This is a genomic window from Uliginosibacterium sp. sgz301328, from assembly GCF_041807905.1.
GTDB lineage: Bacteria > Pseudomonadota > Gammaproteobacteria > Burkholderiales > Rhodocyclaceae > JBGVSA01.
Map to the genome: position 1 here is coordinate 50,834 of NZ_JBGVSA010000002.1, position 17,730 is coordinate 68,563.

Genomic DNA, 17,730 nt, shown 5'->3' on the forward strand with positions numbered 1-17,730 from the left:
CTGCCGCCGGTGGTGCGGGCGGATTTCGTTTTTTGCGCCCCACTCATACAAGAACAGACTACGTCGCATGAACGACCTTTCCCGACGCTTTCCCTCCTGGTTGATCCTGCTCGGCACGCTGACGGCCATCGGCCCGATGTCGGTCGACATGTACCTGCCCAGCTTCCCTGCGCTGGAGGCCGATCTGGGCACCGGCGCGCCGCTCACGCTGGCGAGCTTCTTCGTCGGGCTGGCCATCGGGCAGCTCGTGTACGGCCCGGTCAGCGACCGCATCGGCCGTCGCCCGCCGATCTACTTCGGGTTGATGCTGTACATCGTCGCCTCGTTCCTGTGCGCCCATGTCACCAGCATCGAGTCGCTCATGGTGCTGCGCTTCGTGCAGGCGCTGGGCGGGTGCGCGGGCATGGTGATCTGCCGCGCCATCGTGCGCGACCGGTGCGATCCGCGCGCAGCGGCGCAGGCGTTTTCGATGCTCATGCTGGTAATGGGCCTGGCGCCGATTCTGGCGCCCATGTTCGGCGGCTGGATTCTCGGCGTGGCGGGCTGGCAGGCGATCTTCTACGTGCAGATGGCGTTCGCCTTCATGTGCCTGGTGTGGGTGCACGTGTCGCTGACCGAGAGCCGCAACTTCGCCCACGCCGAGCCGCTGCACCTTGGCCGCGTGCTGCGCACCTACGGCAGCCTGTTCCGCGACGCACATTTCATGGGCTACACGCTGACGACGGTGGTGGCCTCGACGGGCATGTTCGCCTATATCGCCGGCTCGCCGAAGTTGTTGATGGAGCAGTACGGCATCGAGCCGACGCATTACGGCTGGGTGTTCGGCGCCAACGCGTTCGGCTTGATCGGGGCGGGGCAGATCAACGCGCGGCTGTTGCGCCGCGGCGGCAAACTGGACGACATCCTGCGCCGCTCGCTGGTGCTGCCGCTGGCGGCCAGCATCGTGTTGCTGGTGTGTGCGTGGCTGGGCTTCGCACCGATCTGGCTGGTGCTGCCCTGCTTGTTCGTCTACATGATGAGCCTGGGCTTCATCAACCCCAATGCGGCGGCCGGCGCGCTCGCGCACCACGGCCAGCGTGCCGGGTTGGCCAGTGCGCTGATGGGCTCGCTGCAATTCGTGCTGGCGGCCATCGTCGGCGCGATCATGGATGGATGGCTCGACGGCACGGCCCGTCCGCTTGCCACGATGATGGCCTTGAGCGGCATCGGTGCCTGGGTCGTGCACCGCTGGCTGGTCGGGCGCCAGCCAGCGTGATCGGACTCAGGCCGCTGCTGGCGCGTCGCCGAGCAGTGTGCCCAAGCGTTTGACGGCGTACCGTAGCAGTGCGCCGAAAAGCACGCTGGCCATCACCGTGGCCAACGTCGCCGACCACCAGAAGCCGGGCAGGCCGAGCGCATCGATGCCAAGCGCATTCACGCCGCGATAGCACAGCCACCACCCACCTGCGAGTCCGATGCCCCAGAAGCAGAAGATGTGGATCGCCATCGGCCGAGCGCTGATCTTCAGCCCGCGCAGTGCCTGCGCGCCGACTGTCTGCACCGCGTCGAACAACTGATACGAAGCGATCAGGCCGATGAGCGCCAGCGCCGCGCCCTGTACGGCAGGGTCGGGCGTAAACAGCGCGATGACCGGCCGGTCGAAAATCCATAGCAACAAGCCGATGGCCACCGAGCAGGCAATGCCGAGGATCAGCCCGGCGCGCACCGTCTTGCGGACGCGCGCCGCATCGGCCGCGCCAGCCGCCTGTCCGACCAACGACAGTGTGGCGATCGAAATCGACAGCGGCAGCATGTAGCAAACCCCTGCGAAATTGCCCGCGATGCGATGGCCCGCGACGGCAATCGGGCCGAGCGGCGACACGGCCAGGGCAATGAGCGCGAAGCTGGTGATCTCGACGAAGGTGGACATGCCGATCGGCAGGCCGAGCTTGAGCAGTTCCATCTGGCCGCGCGTATCCGGCGCCTGCCATCCGGCCAGAAGCTGATAGCGGCGGCTGGCCGAAGAGCGCGCCAGATACAGCAGCGACAGCACGGCCATGATCACGCTATCGATCAGCATCGATAGCGCGCAGCCCACCACGCCGAGCGGGTGCAATCCGCTCCACCCGAACGCCAGCGTCGGCGCCAGCACGACATGCAGTAGCGCCGTCGCCAGTCCAAAGAACATCAGCATGCGCGGCTTACCCAATGCATTGAGCATGCCGCCGCAGGCGCGGTAGATGAGCGTGCCCGGCAGGCTCCACGCCAGCACGGCGAGGTAGGCGCGCGTGCGCGCTTCGACCTCCGGCGACATATCCGACAGATGCAGGATCCAGCCTGGGAAGGCGAGCGCCAGGATGCCGACGGCGCCCAAGAGCAGCGCCAGCCAGATGCTCTGCTGAAAGCAGCCGGGCAGGGCGTCGAAACGCTTGGCGCCGTAGTGTTGAGCGGCGATCGGCGTGACGCCTTGCACAATGCCGGCGAATGCCAGCGCCACCGAGATATACACCCCGCTGCCGATGCCGACGGCAGCCAGGTCGAGCGTGCCGACGTGGCCGGCGATGACTGTATCGACCAGCGCCGTGCTCATCGAGGCGAGCTGGGCGACCAGGATCGGTGTGGCATGACGCGCGATCGCCGCGACCAGTGCCGCGGTGCGTGGACGGCTCATGCCACCGCTTTCAGCTTGCGATAGCGCGAACGCCAATACACCCCGGCCAGCACGGCCAATGCGGCAGCGCCCATGAACCAGAAGGCCACGCCCTGCCAGTAGCCGAGCGGATCGACGCTGCGCGCGACCTGCCCGGCCGGGAATTTGTAACGGATGCTGCCATCGATCAGCGCCTTGATCGGCGGGTAGCACGCTGCCAGTGCCGGCAGCAACGTGGCCAGCCAGCCCAGGGGCACGGCCACGCTGTCTGCGCGCGCCAGCGGTGTTGCGCGCGGCGCAAAGCGCGATTCCACGCGCATGAACAACGCCACCAGCCCGAAGAACAAGCCTCCCAGCGGGCCGATCACCATGCCGAGCCCGAACAGCATCGACGCGCCGACGAACATGAAGCCCCCGAGTTGCGCGATCTGCCACCAGATGCGGCCCATCCAGATGTAGACGGGGGCGGAGATGAGCAGGCACAGAAGGGCGTAGAGCAGGCTACGACGGGTCTTGCGGATGAGATGGTCGCCCGGCAGTTCGTCGGGGAGCGCACGAGGATAGAAACGCATCGGGGCAGGGCGGCGGAGATGCCACCGGTCAGGCACAAAGGCGCAAGTGTAGCGGGTGGTGGCGCCAAAACCCATGTCGGCGGATGGACGAGCCGCGCCGCATGGCAAGCGTGGCAGCGCTCTGGCATGCGGACTGCTTCAGTGTGAAGTCATGTCGGCGAGGTGTTGCAATTGGCAATCCATAGAAACAATTGCTTTCAGCAACCACTGAGGTGCAGCCGTAAAGTGCTGCGACGCGACAGAAAATACCTACAGAGATATCTGATTCCAAATCAGGCATCGATCAGGCTTTAAGGCATTGAATTATCAATGAATAAATCGATTGTCGGTTCGCGGACGATTGTTTCTGTAGGACTGCTCCTACCCATTCGAGCTATCGGCTCGCATTCCAGGCTTCAGTGCCCATTCTTATATTTGTTTTTCGTGCGCTGCGTGCGCGCCCCCATCAGGCGGGGCCGGCGATCTGGCGCAATGGAACCCCACTCGTGACGACTGCCGCCGCTCCCTTCGTGCCAGCCTCCAGCCGTTTCACCCGTGCATTGGGTGCGCGCATTGCCGCGTTCGCCTTGCTCGCCGGTGCCTTTGTATCCGCGTCCGCCCAGGCCGCCAGTTTCGGCTTCGACGAAGTTGCCGCCATGGCGCGCAAGCTCGCCGCATCGCCGTACAAGTCATCGGCCGGGAGGATCCCGGCGGAGCTGAAAAACCTCACTTACGACCAGTATCGCGACATCCGTTATCGCCCCGATCGTTCGATCTGGCTGCGCGAGCGTCTGCCGTTCGAGCTGATGTTTTTTCACCTGGGGGGGTATTTCACCGATCCGGTGCGCATCAACGAGATCGGCGCCGGCGGCGTGCGCGAGATTCCCTTTGACGGGCAGTCATTCGACTACGGCAAGAACAAACTCACGCCGCGCCGCTGGGGCGACGTGGGCTTTGCGGGCTTTCGCATCCACTACCCGCTGAACAAGCCGGAATATAAGGACGAACTGGCCGTGTTCCTCGGCGCGAGCTATTTCCGCGCGCTGGGCCGCGGCGAGCGCTACGGGCTTTCCGCTCGCGGGCTGGCCATCGATACCGTGGGCGGTGCGGGCGAGGAATTCCCGCGCTTCACCGAATTCTGGATCGAGCGCCCGATGCCGGCGGCCAATTCGCTGGTCGTGTATGCCTTGCTCGATTCCAAGCGGGTCACCGGTGCCTACCGTTTTGAATTCCATCCGGGCGACGAAACCGTGATGGACGTGCGCGTGCGCCTGTTCATGCGCGCCGGCGTATCGACGCTGGGCATCGCGCCGCTGACCAGCATGTTCCTGTTTGGCGAAAACCAACCGCAGATCGGCGACTTCCGTCCCGAGGTGCACGACTCGGACGGTCTGTCGATCCATACCGGCGACGGCGAGTGGATCTGGCGTCCGCTGAGCAACCCGGCGCAGACGCTCACCACGTCGTTCTCGATGAAGCAGGTGCGCGGCTTCGGGCTCATGCAGCGCGACCGCGCGTTCTCCAGCTACGAGGACCTCGAAGCGCGCTACGAGTTGCGCCCTAGTGCGTGGGTGGAGCCCGTCGGCGACTGGGGGCCCGGGCGAGTGGAACTCGTGCAACTGAATACGCCCGACGAGACCAACGACAACGTCGTTGCCTATTGGGTGCCGGCCAAGGCGCCCGCCGTCGGGCAGCCGCTCGACTTGTCGTATCGCCTGCACTGGCAGGGCGCGCGTGACGCGCGTCCCGGCGCCTGGGTGGTGCAGACGCGCAAGGGCAGGGGCTTCGCCGCGCTGGACAAGGACGAATTCAAATACGTCGTCGACTTCGACGGCCCGTCGCTGCGCGCGTTGCCGTTCAACGCGCCGGTGCAGGCCGTGGTGAGTCAGCCGGTCAACGGTTCGCTCACCGAAACCAATCTGTTCCGCAATGACGCCACCGGGGGGTGGCGCCTTACCGTGCGCTTCAAGCGCCAGGATCCGACGCAGCCAGTCGAGCTACGCGCCTTCCTGCAACAAGGCACTAACGTACTGACAGAAACATGGAGCAACATACTTCCCCCGAACTGAGCGCGACCCTCGATCGTGCCAGCGTTCGCCAGTCACATGGCGAGCCGGGCATGCACGACGGAGCCAGCGCGCCGCCGATCCATCGCAGCAGCATGCTTGCGCGCCCCTGGGCGGGCTTCTGGCGCGGGCTGTGGATGGGAGTCGTCGGCCGATTCATTCCACGCCAGGCCACCGTGGCCGCCGCGGCCGAAGAACCCCTGCCGTGGGAAGCCGCTGCGCGTGTGCGCCGCCGCGTCCTGCTGCTGTTGATCGTGCTATCCAGCGCGCTCGCCACCTACGTCTTCGAAGAGGTGCTGCAGCCGATGGATGGCGACGTGCTCCAATGGGCCCGCATCAGCCTGTTCGCGTTGTTGTTCGCGTGGATCGGCGCTGGCTTCTGGACGGCCGTGATGGGTTTCTTCGTCCTCATCTTCGGTGACCGCCACGCGCTGCGTTACAAGGACTACGCGAACCAGGGGATCGCCAAGTCCTCGCGCACGGCGATCATCATGCCAATCTGCAATGAGCACGTAGCGACTGTGTTTGCCGGCCTGCGGGCGACCTGCGAATCGCTGGTGGCCACCGGCAAGCAGGACCTGTACGACTTCTACGTCCTGTCCGACAGCAACGACGCCGACATCCGCACGGCCGAACTCGCCGCGTGGGCGCAACTGCGCGAGGCGATGGGCGAGCAGGGCGCGCGCATTTACTACCGCTGGCGCCTGCATCGCACCAAGCGCAAGGCCGGCAACGTTGCCGACTTCTGCCGCCGCTGGGGCAGCGACTACCGCTACATGATCGTGCTCGACGCCGACAGCGTGATGAGCGGCGACTGCCTGGTGTCGATGGTGCAGATGATGGAAGGCAACCCGCGCGCCGGCATCATCCAGACCGCCCCGCAGGCCTGTGGGCACGACACGCTGCACGCGCGCGCCCAGCAGTTCTCGGCGCGCGTGACGGGTGGCGTGTTCACCGCCGGCATGCAGTACTGGCAGCTTGGCGAATCGCACTACTGGGGCCACAACGCCATCATCCGCGTTGCGCCCTTCATGCAGTTCTGCGCGCTCGCGCCGGTCAACGGCCGCGACATCATGTCGCACGACTTCGTCGAAGCCGCACTCATGCGCCGTGCCGGATTCCACGTGTGGGTCGCGCACGACCTGCCGGGCAGCTACGAACAACAACCGCCGCACCTGGCCGCCGAACTGCAGCGCGACCGCCGGTGGTGCCAGGGCAACCTGCAGAACGCACAGCTCATTACCGAGCCCGGTCTGCATGCCGTGCATCGCGCCATGCTGCTCACCGGCGCCCTGGCGTACGGTTCGGCGCCGCTGTGGATGCTGTTCCTCGTGATGGGCGCGGCGGCGTGGATGATCCCGGAAGAGACCGCCGCCTACTCGGCCGTCAACGCACTGTTCTGGCTGTGGTGCGCCGTCATGTCGGTCCTCATGGCGCCGCGCGTGCTCGGCGCGCTGGCCGTGGTCGTCAAAGGCGAACAAGCGCAATACGGCGGTATCCTCGGGCTGGTGCGCAGCACCGTGCTCGAAGCGCTGATGTCGGCCTTCCAGGCGCCGATCCGCATGGTCGGCCACACCCTGTTCGTGATCGCCGCGTTGACCGGCCTGCGCATCGAATGGAAGTCGCCGCCGCGTGAGGCGAGCGCCTTGCTGTGGCGCGACGCCATCGGCCACTTCGGCACGATGTCGGTGATCGCCGGCGCGCTGACCGTGACGGCTCTCTTCCTCGACGCGGTTTCCGCCGTGTGGCTGTTGCCGGTGGTGTTGCCCATCGCCTTGTCGGTGCCGCTCACCGTGCTGACCAGTCGTGTCGGTCTCGGTCGCGATCTGCGTCGGGCACGTACGCTGTTGATTCCGGAAGAGGTCTTCGTGCCGGCCGTGATCCAGCAAGCCGAAGCGCACGCCGCCGCTGTACCGGCATCGCCCGGGTGGCGCGACGTCGTCGGCAATGCGTGGTTGCTCGGCGTCGTGCGCAACGCGCTGGGCCGTCGCGACACATCACGCGGCATGCGTGGTCGGGCGCGTCGTCACTATGTCCGCGCCCTGCCGCTGGGACAGACGCTGGAAGCGATGCCCGCCCCAGCGCGCATGCGTGTCCTGAACGAACCGTACTTTCTCAACCAGCTTCATCTGCGTGCCAGCGTGGCCGACACCTTGGTACCGGCGCCGACGCCCGCGCGGGTGCAGGCGGAAGGGGCGGTCCCATTGCGCGTGCCTGCGATGGCGCAGGTGCGGGATGCGTCGTTTGGTATGCGGGGGATGGCTTAGGTTTTCAGACTTTGCTGTTCGCATGACCAGAGAGCGCACCTTGGTGCGCTCTTTTTCGTTTGCGCGGCACGTCGTGATGGGCACCCGCAACGTGCACACCGCCAGGCAGCGACCTGGCACAGACCACCCGCGAAACGGCCTCCGATCCCTTCGCATTGGCTCAGCAAGGACGACGCTGCTATGGTGGTCAGAATCCCCAACAACACGGAGCGCGCATCATGGAAACCCAACAACTCCACCGTGGCCGCCTCATCGACCACATCCAGCTCGTCGTGCGCGATGTCGCGGCGAGCCAGCGCTTTTATCAGGCGGTATTCGATGCGCTCGGAATCCCCATGGGCGGAACGGGGCCGGGCTTTTTCTGGGCGGATGAACTGTTCATCTCGTCGGCCGATAGCCCCGCTGCGCACGGTGAATTGACCGGTCGTTGCCATCTCGCTTTCCAGGCCAATGACAAAGGTATGGTCGACGCTTTCCACCGCGCTGCGCTGGCCCATGGCGGGCGCGACAACGGCGCGCCGGGCGAACGTCCGTATCATCCGGGCTACTACGCCGCTTTCGTGCTCGACCCGGATGGTAACAACATCGAAGCCGTCTTTCATGGCGAGGCACGCCGTAGCGCCTCGTCGGTGCTGATCGATTTCTAGCCCTGCGACGACATCTGCGACAGGCTCTGTTCCAGCCGCTGCTTGCTGCGTGACAGGTGCATGCGCAGCGCGGCGCGGGCCGCTTCGGAGTCGCGCTGTTCGATGGCGTAGTAGATCTGTTCGTGCTCGCGCTGGATGCGATCGAGGTATTCGCGCGAGGGGTGCTGGATGCGCGCGGCCTGCAACTTGGCGCGTGGGATGAGCAGTTCGCCGAGGTAGTTGAAGAGTTTCAGGAAGTGATCGTTGCCCGACGCTTCCGCGATCGAGCGGTGGAAGTCAATGTCGGCCTGCACCGCGTCTTCTCCTTTCGCCACGGCGTCGCCGAACGCTCGCAGCGCTGTATGCATGGCGCTCAGTTGGGCGTCGGTGCGGCGCTGTGCGGCGAGCACGGCGGCTTCGGACTCCAGCGCGATGCGCAGCTCCAGCGCCGAAACCATCTCTTTCACCAGCGACAAGGCCCCCGCGTCGATGGTGAACGCTGCGACTTCATCCTGCTTCATCACGAAAGCGCCAACGCCTTGCATGGTCGTGAGCCAGCCGCCAGCGCGCAGGTTGGCGATGGCTTCGCGCACCACCGTGCGGCTGACGTTGAATTCGTCGATCAGTTCCTGCTCGCTGGGCAGGCGCTGGCCGAGCTTGTACTGCCCGGATGCGATGCGCTCGGTGAGCGATTTCACGACCTGGTCGGAGAGGGTTTCGCGGCGGCGCAATGTCTGCATGATGGTGTCGATTCAAATATCCAGATTGTTGCCCTATTGTAGCGCTGCTTGTATGACAGGCAATCCATTTCTGGTTGTTGCTTGTGTGACGTGTTTATTTATGATCCACGTTGTAGGAATGTGGTCATTTCCCGTTTTCCATTTGATGTGCAGTAATGGTGAGCGTATACCCCAGTCAAAATCCCGTTGACGCGTTCGTTTGCCGCTTCTAAAGTTCGATCAACTTGTATGATGACATACGACATGGGGGTGGTATGAAGATCGAAAAAGTAGAAGGCAGAGTATTTACGTATCCGGCCAAGCGCTCGGTGGATTCGGCCGGGCATGCGCACCCAGGCCCAGAAATTCAGGCCAGCATGGGTATGGTCACGATCACCGCAGACGACGGGACACAGGGGCACGCTTTCGCGCTGCCGGAGATCATTCGGGCGCATGTTCTGAATGCTTTTGCCCGCAAGGTGCTCATCGGTCAGGACCCGTTCGACCGCGAACGGCTGTGGCAAGAACTCGAGCATTGGCAGCGAGGTAGCCAAGGGCAATTGACTGATCGGGCGCTTGGCGCTTTCGAATCCGCCTTGTGGGATCTGGCTGGCCGCAAGCTGGGTTTGCCGGTCCACAAACTCATTGGCTCGTACCGCGAGAAGGTGCCGGCCTACGGCAGCACGATGTGCGGTGATGAACTCGAAGGCGGCTTGAAGACGCCCGAGGACTATGGCCGCTTCGGCGAGAAACTCGTCAAGCGCGGCTACAAGGCGATCAAGCTGCATACGTGGATGCCGCCCGTTTCCTTTGCGCCCGATCCCCGCATGGACGTGAAGGCCTGCGCCGCCGTGCGCGAGGCCGTTGGGCCCGACATTGCGCTGATGCTCGATGGCTATCACTGGTATAGCCGCACTGACGCGCTGTATATCGGGCGCGAATTGCAGAAGCTCGACTTTGCCTGGTTTGAGGAGCCAATGAACGAGCAAAGCACAGCGTCATACGCCTGGCTATCCGAGCAACTCGACATTCCGGTCATCGGACCTGAATCCTTGGCGGGCAAGCATTTCTCACGAGCCGATTGGGTGACGGCCAAGGCTTGCGACATTCTGCGTGCCGGCGTGCCGGGCGTAGGAGGCATCGGGCCATGTCTGAAGGCCGCGCATCTGGCCGAGTCGTTCGGCATGGATTGTGAAGTGCACGGCAACGGCGCGGCCAACCTCGCGGTGACGGCGGCCATCAAGAATTGCCGCTGGTACGAGCGTGGGTTGCTGCACCCGTTCCTCGACTACGACGTTCCGCCTGCCTATCTCAACAGCCTTGTCGACCCCATGGACGAAGAGGGATTCGTGCATCTGCCGACCCGCCCCGGCCTCGGCGAGGACATAAATTTCGAGTACATCGAAGCCCATACCACCTCGCGCTACTGATATCGCATGTCGATGGCGTCGGAACAGGCGCCAAGCATTCAATCTGGAGGAGACACACCGTGAGATTCGCCAAGCTCTTGTCCGCGTGCGCCGTGGCCGCCGCGCTGGCCGCCGTGCCGCTGGCGCCGGCCCAGGCCGCAACACCCGCTGACCAGCTCATCATCGGCATGAGCATGAATAACCTGCTATCGCTAGATCCCGCTGCCGCCACTGGCAACGATGTGGTCGAAATCGACGCCAACTTGTATGACGCGCTGGTCGAACTCGATCCAAAGAACCCGTCGAAGGTCTTGCCAGCTCTGGCCGAGAGTTGGGCGGTGAGCGATGACAACAAAACGCTGACGTTCAAGGTTCGCAAGGGCGTCAAGTTCCAGTCTGGCAACCCGCTGACTGCCGACGATGCCGCGTGGTCGCTGCAACGCGTACTCAAGCTGAATATGGCATTGGCGAGTGCATGGAAGTCGTACGGCTTCACTGCACAGAACGTCGACAAGCTGATCCGTGCAACCGACCCGACCACCCTCGTCATCGAATTCCCGCAGCCCACTGACCCCAAAATGGTGGTCTATTCGCTGGCCACTTCGGTTAGCGCCAACGTGCTCGATCGCAAGAAGGTCATGGAAAACGAGAAGAACGGCGATCTGGGCAATGCGTGGCTGACTACGCACGCCGCCGGCTCCGGTCCGTTCGTTCTCAATGACTGGCGCGCCAAGGATGCGCTGATCGCGACGCGCTTCGACGGGTACTGGCGTGGTGCGCCCAAGCTGCGCCGCGTCATCTGGCGCCACATGACTGAGTCGCAGGCGCTGCGGCTGATGATCGGTCGCGGCGACATCGACATCGCTGCCGGCATGTCGGTGCCGGACGTCGAAGCTATGAAGCGCGACGCCAACGTCAAGATCGAATCAGTCCAGCGCGGGACCTTGTATTACGTGGCGGTGAGCATGAAAGACCCGCGCTTCGCCAACAAGAGCGTGCGACTGGCCCTGCGCAACTTGATCGACTACAAGGGCATCAACGATACCGTCATGCCCAACTACGGTGTGCTGCATCAGCGCCCAATCTCGCTCGGTCTGCCGGCAACACTGCCCGAGCCGGGCTACAAGCTGGATGTGGACGCCGCGAAGAAGCTGCTTGCCGCGGCCGGCTATCCGAATGGATTCAAGACCACCATCCGTGTGCTTTCCGATCCGCCGTTCATCAACATCGCAACGTCGTTGCAGGCCACGCTCGCCAAGGCCGGCATAGAAGCCAGCGTGATCTCCGGCACCGGCAACCAGATCTACGGTGCGATGCGCGATCGCAGTTTCGAGATCGTCGTCGGCCGCGGCGGTGGCGGAGCGGAGCCGCATCCGCATTCGAGCCTGCGCGCCTTGATCTACAACCCGGATAACTCTGATGCGGCCAAGCTCACCAACTTCCAGGGCTGGCGCACTTCGTTCTATAGCCCGAAGCTGAACGAGCTCATCGATGGGGCACTCATCGAAAAGAACGAGGTCAAGCAGAAAGAGATGTACCAGGAGATCCAGCGCGTCTATGACAGCGAAGTCGGCGCCATTCAGCCGGTCTCTCAGATGGTCGACACGGTCGTCATCCGCAAGGACATCCGCAACTACGCGGGCCATCCCTCGGCCACCACGCATCTGCGTGACGTCTTCAAGCAGCGCTGATCAATCGGTGCCTCGTTCCAATACCGGCGCGGCTGATGTTCGCGCCGGCTTTGCGGGAGATCTCGCTTCATGAGCGCTTCTCACATTCACGTATCGGGCCAGACTTTGCGTGCAGCAGGGCAGCGGCTTGCCACGGTGCTGGCCACGCTTTTCGGTCTGCTCGTACTGACTTTCTTCATCGGGCGGGTTATGCCACTCGATCCGGTGCTGGCCATCGTCGGACCCGATGCCGATCATTCCACCTACCAGCAGGTATTCATCCGTCTAGGGTTGGATCGCCCGCTGTACGTCCAGTTCGCGTACTACGTGCGCGACCTCTTGCATGGTGATCTGGGCAACGCGCTACTGACCGGCCACGCCGTCGTGGACGACATCCGGCGCGTGATGCCCGCAACCATCGAGTTAGCGACCATCGCCATCATCGTGGGTACGGGCGTAGGGGTGCCGCTTGGCGTGTATGCCGCGACCCGCCACGGTCGAATGGCCGATCAGGTAGTGCGTCTCATCAGCCTGTTTGGCTATTCAGTGCCGGTGTTCTGGTTCGGCATGATGGGGCTGTTGGTGTTCTATTCGTGGCTGGGTTGGGCTGGCGGTTCGGGGCGCATCGATCTTGCTTACGATGGCCTGATCGATTCGCGCACCGGATTCCTTGTGCTCGACGCCTTGTTGGCCGGCGATTGGGAGGTTCTTGCCAGCGCGCTGTCGCACATCTGGTTGCCGGCCTGCATTCTCGGCCTGCATTCGATGGCTTACATCAGCCGCATGACGCGTAGCTTTATGCTCGGCCAGCTCAAGCAGGAATACATCATCACCGCACGGGTGAAGGGCCTGCCGGAACGCACCATCATCTGGCGCCATGCCTTCCGCAACATCCTCGTGCAGTTGCTGACCATCGTGGCGCTGGCCTACGGCTCGCTGCTAGAAGGCGCGGTGCTGATCGAGACTGTGTATTCGTGGCCCGGCTTCGGTTCGTACCTCACCAGTAGTCTGCTGCTCGGCGACATGAACGCCGTGATGGGCTGCGTGCTGCTGATCGGGATCATTTTCGTCACGCTCAACCTGGTGGCCGACGCGCTGTACCGGGTGTTCGATCCGAGGACTCGTTGATGAGCAACCAAGCAAGCATCATCATGCCCGCCGAAGCGGCACCCGCTCGAACGGCGCCACATTCTGCGACTCAGGCCATGCGCGAAAGCACGGCCCGTGCATTGCGCCGGCTATTCCGCAATCCGCTGACCGTCGTTGGACTGATCGTCGTGGCCCTGTTGATTCTGGTGGCGATCTTCGCACCGCTGCTGGCCAACCACGATCCGCTCGTGCAGAACCTGCCGCGCGCATTGATGGCGCCCAGTGCCGATAACTGGTTCGGGACCGACGAGTACGGGCGCGACATATACAGCCGCATAGTCTACGGTTCGCGCATCACGCTGTACGTCATTGGGTTGGTGACGATCATCGTTGGACCGGTGGGGCTCGCCATCGGTACGACGTCGGGCTATTTCGGTGGCTGGGTCGACACGCTATTCATGCGGGTGACGGATATCTTTATCTCATTCCCAAGTCTGGTGCTGGCACTGGCTTTTGTTGCCGCGCTTGGACCGGGGCTGGAGCATGCGGTGATCGCCATCGCGCTCACCGCATGGCCACCCATCGCGCGCTTGGCACGCGCCGAGACACTCTCGATCCGCAAGGCCGACTTTGTCGCTGTCGCGCAATTGCAGGGCGCCTCGCCGCTACGAATCATTGTGCGCTACATCGTTCCCCTCTGCCTGTCGTCGGTGATCGTGCGCCTGACCATGAACATGGCAGGGATCGTGCTGACGGCCGCCGGTCTTGGCTTTCTCGGGCTGGGCGCTTTGCCGCCAGCGCCCGAATGGGGGGCGATGATTTCGGCGGGACGCCGCTACATGATGGAGTGCTGGTGGCTGGTAGCCATGCCCGGCATGGCGATCATGATGGTGAGCCTCGCGTTCAACCTTCTTGGCGATGGGCTGCGCGATGTTCTCGATCCGCGAAATGACTGAAGGAGGCTCCTGCATGACGCCGCAACTGGAAATCAATGATCTGCGCGTGAGCTTCAAGACACCGGACGGGTATGTCGACGCGGTGCGTGGCGTGTCCCTGCAACTTGGGCGCGAGAAGCTGGCGATCGTAGGTGAGTCTGGCTCGGGCAAATCGACAGTGGGGCGTGCCATCCTGCGCCTGCATCCGCACAGTGCGCGTATCACGGCGAAAACCATGCGTTTCTGTGAGGTCGACCTGCTGAGCGCTTCCGAAAAGACCATGCGCAGTATTCGAGGGGCGCGCATTTCGATGATCCTGCAAGATCCGAAGTACTCGCTCAATCCGGTCGTCCGGGTCGGCGATCAGATCGCCGAGTCGTATCTTGCACACCACCCCAAGGCATCGCGCGCCGAAGCACGCGAGCGCGCACTGGCAATGCTTGAGACCGTCCGCATACGCGATCCCCAACGCGTGTTTTCTCTGTACCCGCACGAAGTCTCGGGCGGTATGGGACAACGCATCATGATCGCCATGATGCTGATCACCGAGCCGGACATCATCATCGCGGATGAGCCGACTTCGGCGCTGGATGTCTCAGTGCGCACGCAGATTCTCGCCATTCTCGATGACCTCGTCGGTGAGCGTGGCCTGGGTCTGCTCTTCATCAGTCACGATCTGAATCTGGTGCGCAGCTTCTGCGACCGCGTGATCGTGATGTATGCCGGGCGGATCGTCGAAACGATCGATGCCGATCGTCTGGGGGAGGCGACTCATCCTTACACGCGCGGCCTATTGGACTCGCTGCCCGAAATCGACCATCGCCGCGCGCGCTTGCCGGTTCTGCAGCGCGATCCGTCGTGGCTGACGGCCTAGGAGGAAGAGCATGTCAATGATCAAGTCAAAAGGCCTGTCGATGGCTTTCGGCATCGGCAGCAAGGCACGCGACGTGCTCACGGATGTGAACTTCAGCGTTGCCGAAGGCGAAGTGTTTGGCCTCGTGGGAGAGTCCGGCTCCGGCAAGACCACGGTCCTACGCTGCCTCGCCGGCCTATACACGCACTGGCGTGGTGAGCTCGAAATCGCAGGCAAGCAACTGGAGCATCGTCTGGACCGATCGCAATGCCGGATCGTGCAAATGGTCTTCCAGGATCCGTACGGTTCGCTGCATCCGCGCCACACAGTCGCTACGGCGCTGGCCGAGCCGCTTCGCATCCATGGCATCGGCGACGTGGATCGCCGCATAGATGAGACGCTGGAACGCGTGGGACTGAACGGGAGTTTTCGTTATCGCTATCCGCATCAGTTGTCAGGCGGTCAGCGTCAGCGTGTCGCGATTGCTCGCGCGCTGATTCTTGAGCCACGCGTGCTATTGCTGGATGAGCCCACGTCGGCGCTGGACGTTTCCGTGCAGGCGGAAATTCTCAATCTGCTGGCAGACCTCCGCGCACGCGACGGGCTGACCTATCTGCTCGTGACTCACGATCTGGGTGTGGTGGCACATCTATGCGACCGACTGGCCGTCATGCAGAGCGGGCGCATCGTCGAGACACTGACCGTCGACACCTTGTGCTCTGGTGCTGCCGCCGAACCCTACACACGGACGCTATTGCAGGCCAGTCGTCAATACAGCCGCGAGTTGGCGACCGCAACGGCCATGGAAGCATGACAACAACCATTCGGGGAAACGCAATGGATATGCCAATCAACACCTTCAAGCGGGCCATCGTTGAACGCAAGCGCCAGATCGGACTGTGGTCGCATCTTTCGAGCTACGTCAGCATGGAGGTCATCGCGGGTGCCGGTTTCGACTGGATACTCATCGATATGGAGCACTCGCCCAATGAACTATTTCAGGTACATCAGCAACTGTTGGCAATGGCCGAATACGCCACACAGCCCGTTGTTCGTGTCGCGTGGAACGACAAAGTCATGATCAAGCGAGTCATCGACATTGGTGCGCAGACCATCCTGGTGCCGTATGTGCAGAACGCCGACGAGGCGCGTGCCGCGGTCGCCGCGACCCGCTACCCGAGCGGAGCCGGCGGATTGCGGGGTTTCACCGCGCAGTCGCGTGCTTCGCGTTTCGGCCGCGTGAAGGACTACCACCAGCGAGCCGCTCAAGAGATGTGCGTCATTGTGCAGGTCGAGACGCGCGAAGCCCTCGACAACATTGAAGCCATCGCGGCCGTCGATGGCGTCGATGGCGTGTTCATTGGTCCGGGAGATCTGTCGGCTTCGCTCGGATTTCTTGGTGACGCGGGGCACGCCGACGTGCAACGGGTGGTCATTGAGTCCATCGACCGTATCGTGGCTGCCGGCAAGCCCGCCGGCATCCTGACCGGCGATCGTTCTCTGGCCAAGAACTACATCGAACGCGGTTGCACTTTCGCAGCGGTTGGCGCGGATATCGCTCTGCTTGCGCGAGCGGCGGAACAGTTGGCGCAAGAATTTGGGTGCGCGTCCGGTGCTCGACGTTGAGCGCGTCAAACTGACTGTGAGGGGCCCGACAGCCCCTTTCCTTGATTGAATGTCTTTCGCTTCAGACCATGTTGGCATCCCGATCCCTCCTCGACCCCGAGAGGCGAGGTCATCGAAATGACGTGATCTGAAAATTGACACGCCTACAACTCGGCGCGAACTCACGGATGCGACTGATCCCGCAGAAACGTGATGCGCCGGACACACCAGCTAAGGATATGGATATGAAAATAGGATTTATTGGGCTCGGCATCATGGGTCGCCCCATGAGCAAGAATCTTCTCAAAGCGGGTTATTCGCTGGTCGTGCTCGACCGCAACGCGGACAGCGTGCGGGATGTCACCGCCGCAGGTGCGGCGGCTGCCGCCACGCTCGCCGAACTGACCGCGCAGGTGGACCTAATCATCACCATGCTGCCCAACTCGCCGCAGGTGAAGGAAGTCGTTCTTGGCGAAGGCGGCGTGCTGCAGCATGCGCGCGCCGGGCAGGCAGTGATCGACATGAGTTCGATCGCGCCCCTGGTGAGCCGCGAGGTCGGCGCGGCATTGGCGAAGAAGGGCGTGGACTTTCTCGACGCGCCGGTGAGCGGCGGCGAGCCGAAGGCCATCGACGGCACGTTGTCCGTGATGGTCGGCGGCGCGCAAACGGTGTTCGACAAGTACTACGCGGTCATGAAGGCCATGGCGGGCTCGGTGGTGCGCACGGGGGACGTGGGCGCCGGCAACGTGACCAAGCTCGCCAACCAGGTGATCGTGGCGTTGAATATCGCGGCAGTGTCCGAAGCGATGATTCTCGCCACCAAGGCGGGCGTGGAGCCCGACCTGGTCTATCAGGCCATCCGCGGCGGACTGGCCGGCAGCACGGTGCTCGACGCCAAGGCGCCGCTGATGATGGACCGCCGTTTCGCGCCGGGCTTCCGCATTGAACTGCACATCAAGGATCTGGCCAACGCGCTGGAGACATCGCATGAAGTCGGCTCCTCTCTGCCGCTGACCGCCGCCGTCATGGAGATGATGCAGGCACTGCGTACGGACGGTTGTGGCGGTGAAGACCACAGCAGTCTCGTCAAATACTACGAAAAGCTCGCCAAGGCAGAAGTACATCGCACACGCTCGTGATGACACGAGGAGCGTTTTCCGGTCCGGCATACGTCATGGCGAGCAACGCAGAACACGCGAGCATGCTGACGTATTTCTGAGTGATTTCCGTCCTCAGATAGCCGGGCCGAGCGTGAGCCCGTTCCGGCCGTTCTGATACATCGGGGCCGGGCCACACAAGCGCAAGCAAGAG

At 63.3% G+C, this 17,730-nt stretch carries 15 protein-coding genes; 12 read left to right on the forward strand and 3 right to left on the reverse strand.

The genetic code is table 11. From position 1 onward, the window contains the following. The first annotated feature begins 67 nt into the window (after nt 1-67). Nucleotides 68-1,255 carry a multidrug effflux MFS transporter gene (locus ACDA63_RS01670; RefSeq protein WP_373661426.1) on the forward strand — a complete coding sequence of 396 codons (1,188 nt, stop codon included), beginning with the start codon at nt 68-70 and terminating at the stop codon, nt 1,253-1,255. A 6-nt stretch (nt 1,256-1,261) separates the two neighbouring features. On the opposite strand, the gene ACDA63_RS01675 is transcribed toward ACDA63_RS01670, so the two are convergent. Both ACDA63_RS01675 and ACDA63_RS01680 read right to left on the reverse strand, forming a co-directional pair. Further along, nucleotides 1,262-2,650 (reverse strand): MATE family efflux transporter, encoded by a 1,389-nt coding sequence (locus tag ACDA63_RS01675; protein WP_373661427.1) that lies wholly within the window; start codon nt 2,648-2,650, stop codon nt 1,262-1,264. After that, nucleotides 2,647-3,201: a hypothetical protein gene (locus ACDA63_RS01680; protein ID WP_373661428.1), complete on the reverse strand. Its 555-nt coding sequence runs from the start codon at nt 3,199-3,201 to the stop codon at nt 2,647-2,649. The genes ACDA63_RS01675 and ACDA63_RS01680 overlap by 4 nt, the downstream gene beginning before the upstream one ends. A gap of 485 nt (nt 3,202-3,686) precedes the next feature. On the opposite strand from ACDA63_RS01680, the gene ACDA63_RS01685 reads away from it, so the two are divergent. The 3 genes from ACDA63_RS01685 to ACDA63_RS01695 all read left to right on the forward strand — a co-directional run bounded on the left by ACDA63_RS01685 (nt 3,687) and on the right by ACDA63_RS01695 (nt 8,160). Further along, entirely contained in the window at nt 3,687-5,249 is a 1,563-nt protein-coding gene (locus ACDA63_RS01685; RefSeq protein ID WP_373661429.1) for a glucan biosynthesis protein G, read from the forward strand. After that, nucleotides 5,222-7,513 carry a glucans biosynthesis glucosyltransferase MdoH gene (gene mdoH / locus ACDA63_RS01690; RefSeq protein WP_373661430.1) on the forward strand — a complete coding sequence of 764 codons (2,292 nt, stop codon included), beginning with the start codon at nt 5,222-5,224 and terminating at the stop codon, nt 7,511-7,513. The genes ACDA63_RS01685 and mdoH overlap by 28 nt, the downstream gene beginning before the upstream one ends. A gap of 218 nt (nt 7,514-7,731) precedes the next feature. Beyond that, nucleotides 7,732-8,160 carry a VOC family protein gene (locus ACDA63_RS01695; protein WP_373661431.1) on the forward strand — a complete coding sequence of 143 codons (429 nt, stop codon included), beginning with the start codon at nt 7,732-7,734 and terminating at the stop codon, nt 8,158-8,160. Here ACDA63_RS01695 and ACDA63_RS01700 read toward each other — a convergent pair. Continuing rightward, nucleotides 8,157-8,879 carry a FadR/GntR family transcriptional regulator gene (locus ACDA63_RS01700; RefSeq protein WP_373661432.1) on the reverse strand — a complete coding sequence of 241 codons (723 nt, stop codon included), beginning with the start codon at nt 8,877-8,879 and terminating at the stop codon, nt 8,157-8,159. The genes ACDA63_RS01695 and ACDA63_RS01700 overlap by 4 nt on opposite strands. Nucleotides 8,880-9,133: 254 nt before the next feature. Here ACDA63_RS01700 and ACDA63_RS01705 point away from each other — a divergent pair, with 254 nt between their 5' ends. From ACDA63_RS01705 to garR, 8 genes are all read left to right on the forward strand, one after another. Further along, nucleotides 9,134-10,288, forward strand: a complete 1,155-nt coding sequence (locus tag ACDA63_RS01705) for a mandelate racemase family protein (protein ID WP_373661433.1) — start codon at nt 9,134-9,136, stop codon at nt 10,286-10,288. A gap of 59 nt (nt 10,289-10,347) precedes the next feature. Continuing rightward, the gene (locus ACDA63_RS01710; protein WP_373661434.1) at nt 10,348-11,958 is read left to right on the forward strand and encodes an ABC transporter substrate-binding protein; all 1,611 of its coding nucleotides are present in this window, start codon (nt 10,348-10,350) and stop codon (nt 11,956-11,958) included. Between the two features lie 69 nt (nt 11,959-12,027). Further along, nucleotides 12,028-13,065 (forward strand): ABC transporter permease, encoded by a 1,038-nt coding sequence (locus tag ACDA63_RS01715; RefSeq protein WP_373661435.1) that lies wholly within the window; start codon nt 12,028-12,030, stop codon nt 13,063-13,065. Next, nucleotides 13,065-13,982 (forward strand): ABC transporter permease, encoded by a 918-nt coding sequence (locus ACDA63_RS01720; RefSeq protein WP_373661436.1) that lies wholly within the window; start codon nt 13,065-13,067, stop codon nt 13,980-13,982. Before ACDA63_RS01715 ends, ACDA63_RS01720 begins: the two co-directional genes overlap by 1 nt. A gap of 13 nt (nt 13,983-13,995) precedes the next feature. Then, a complete protein-coding gene (locus tag ACDA63_RS01725; protein WP_373661437.1) occupies nt 13,996-14,835 on the forward strand; it encodes an ABC transporter ATP-binding protein in 840 nt (279 codons plus the stop codon). 16 nt (nt 14,836-14,851) lie between these two features. Then, nucleotides 14,852-15,628 carry an ABC transporter ATP-binding protein gene (locus ACDA63_RS01730; RefSeq protein ID WP_373661438.1) on the forward strand — a complete coding sequence of 259 codons (777 nt, stop codon included), beginning with the start codon at nt 14,852-14,854 and terminating at the stop codon, nt 15,626-15,628. Between the two features lie 23 nt (nt 15,629-15,651). Beyond that, nucleotides 15,652-16,440, forward strand: coding sequence for an aldolase/citrate lyase family protein (locus ACDA63_RS01735; protein ID WP_373661439.1), 789 nt, complete (start codon nt 15,652-15,654; stop codon nt 16,438-16,440). Between the two features lie 224 nt (nt 16,441-16,664). Beyond that, nucleotides 16,665-17,558 carry a 2-hydroxy-3-oxopropionate reductase gene (garR, locus tag ACDA63_RS01740; protein WP_373661440.1) on the forward strand — a complete coding sequence of 298 codons (894 nt, stop codon included), beginning with the start codon at nt 16,665-16,667 and terminating at the stop codon, nt 17,556-17,558. Nucleotides 17,559-17,730: the final 172 nt, after the last annotated feature.

Coding starts and splice junctions, on each gene's coding strand:
- ACDA63_RS01720 (WP_373661436.1), top strand. CDS start 13,065: ATGAGCAACCAAGCAAGCATCATCATGCCCGCCGAAGCGGCACCCGCT.
- ACDA63_RS01735 (WP_373661439.1), top strand. CDS start 15,652: ATGGATATGCCAATCAACACCTTCAAGCGGGCCATCGTTGAACGCAAG.
- garR (WP_373661440.1), top strand. CDS start 16,665: ATGAAAATAGGATTTATTGGGCTCGGCATCATGGGTCGCCCCATGAGC.
- ACDA63_RS01670 (WP_373661426.1), top strand. CDS start 68: ATGAACGACCTTTCCCGACGCTTTCCCTCCTGGTTGATCCTGCTCGGC.
- ACDA63_RS01695 (WP_373661431.1), top strand. CDS start 7,732: ATGGAAACCCAACAACTCCACCGTGGCCGCCTCATCGACCACATCCAG.
- ACDA63_RS01675 (WP_373661427.1), bottom strand. CDS start 2,650: ATGAGCCGTCCACGCACCGCGGCACTGGTCGCGGCGATCGCGCGTCAT.
- ACDA63_RS01730 (WP_373661438.1), top strand. CDS start 14,852: ATGATCAAGTCAAAAGGCCTGTCGATGGCTTTCGGCATCGGCAGCAAG.
- ACDA63_RS01705 (WP_373661433.1), top strand. CDS start 9,134: ATGAAGATCGAAAAAGTAGAAGGCAGAGTATTTACGTATCCGGCCAAG.
- ACDA63_RS01700 (WP_373661432.1), bottom strand. CDS start 8,879: ATGCAGACATTGCGCCGCCGCGAAACCCTCTCCGACCAGGTCGTGAAA.
- ACDA63_RS01725 (WP_373661437.1), top strand. CDS start 13,996: ATGACGCCGCAACTGGAAATCAATGATCTGCGCGTGAGCTTCAAGACA.
- ACDA63_RS01715 (WP_373661435.1), top strand. CDS start 12,028: ATGAGCGCTTCTCACATTCACGTATCGGGCCAGACTTTGCGTGCAGCA.
- ACDA63_RS01680 (WP_373661428.1), bottom strand. CDS start 3,201: ATGCGTTTCTATCCTCGTGCGCTCCCCGACGAACTGCCGGGCGACCAT.
- mdoH (WP_373661430.1), top strand. CDS start 5,222: ATGGAGCAACATACTTCCCCCGAACTGAGCGCGACCCTCGATCGTGCC.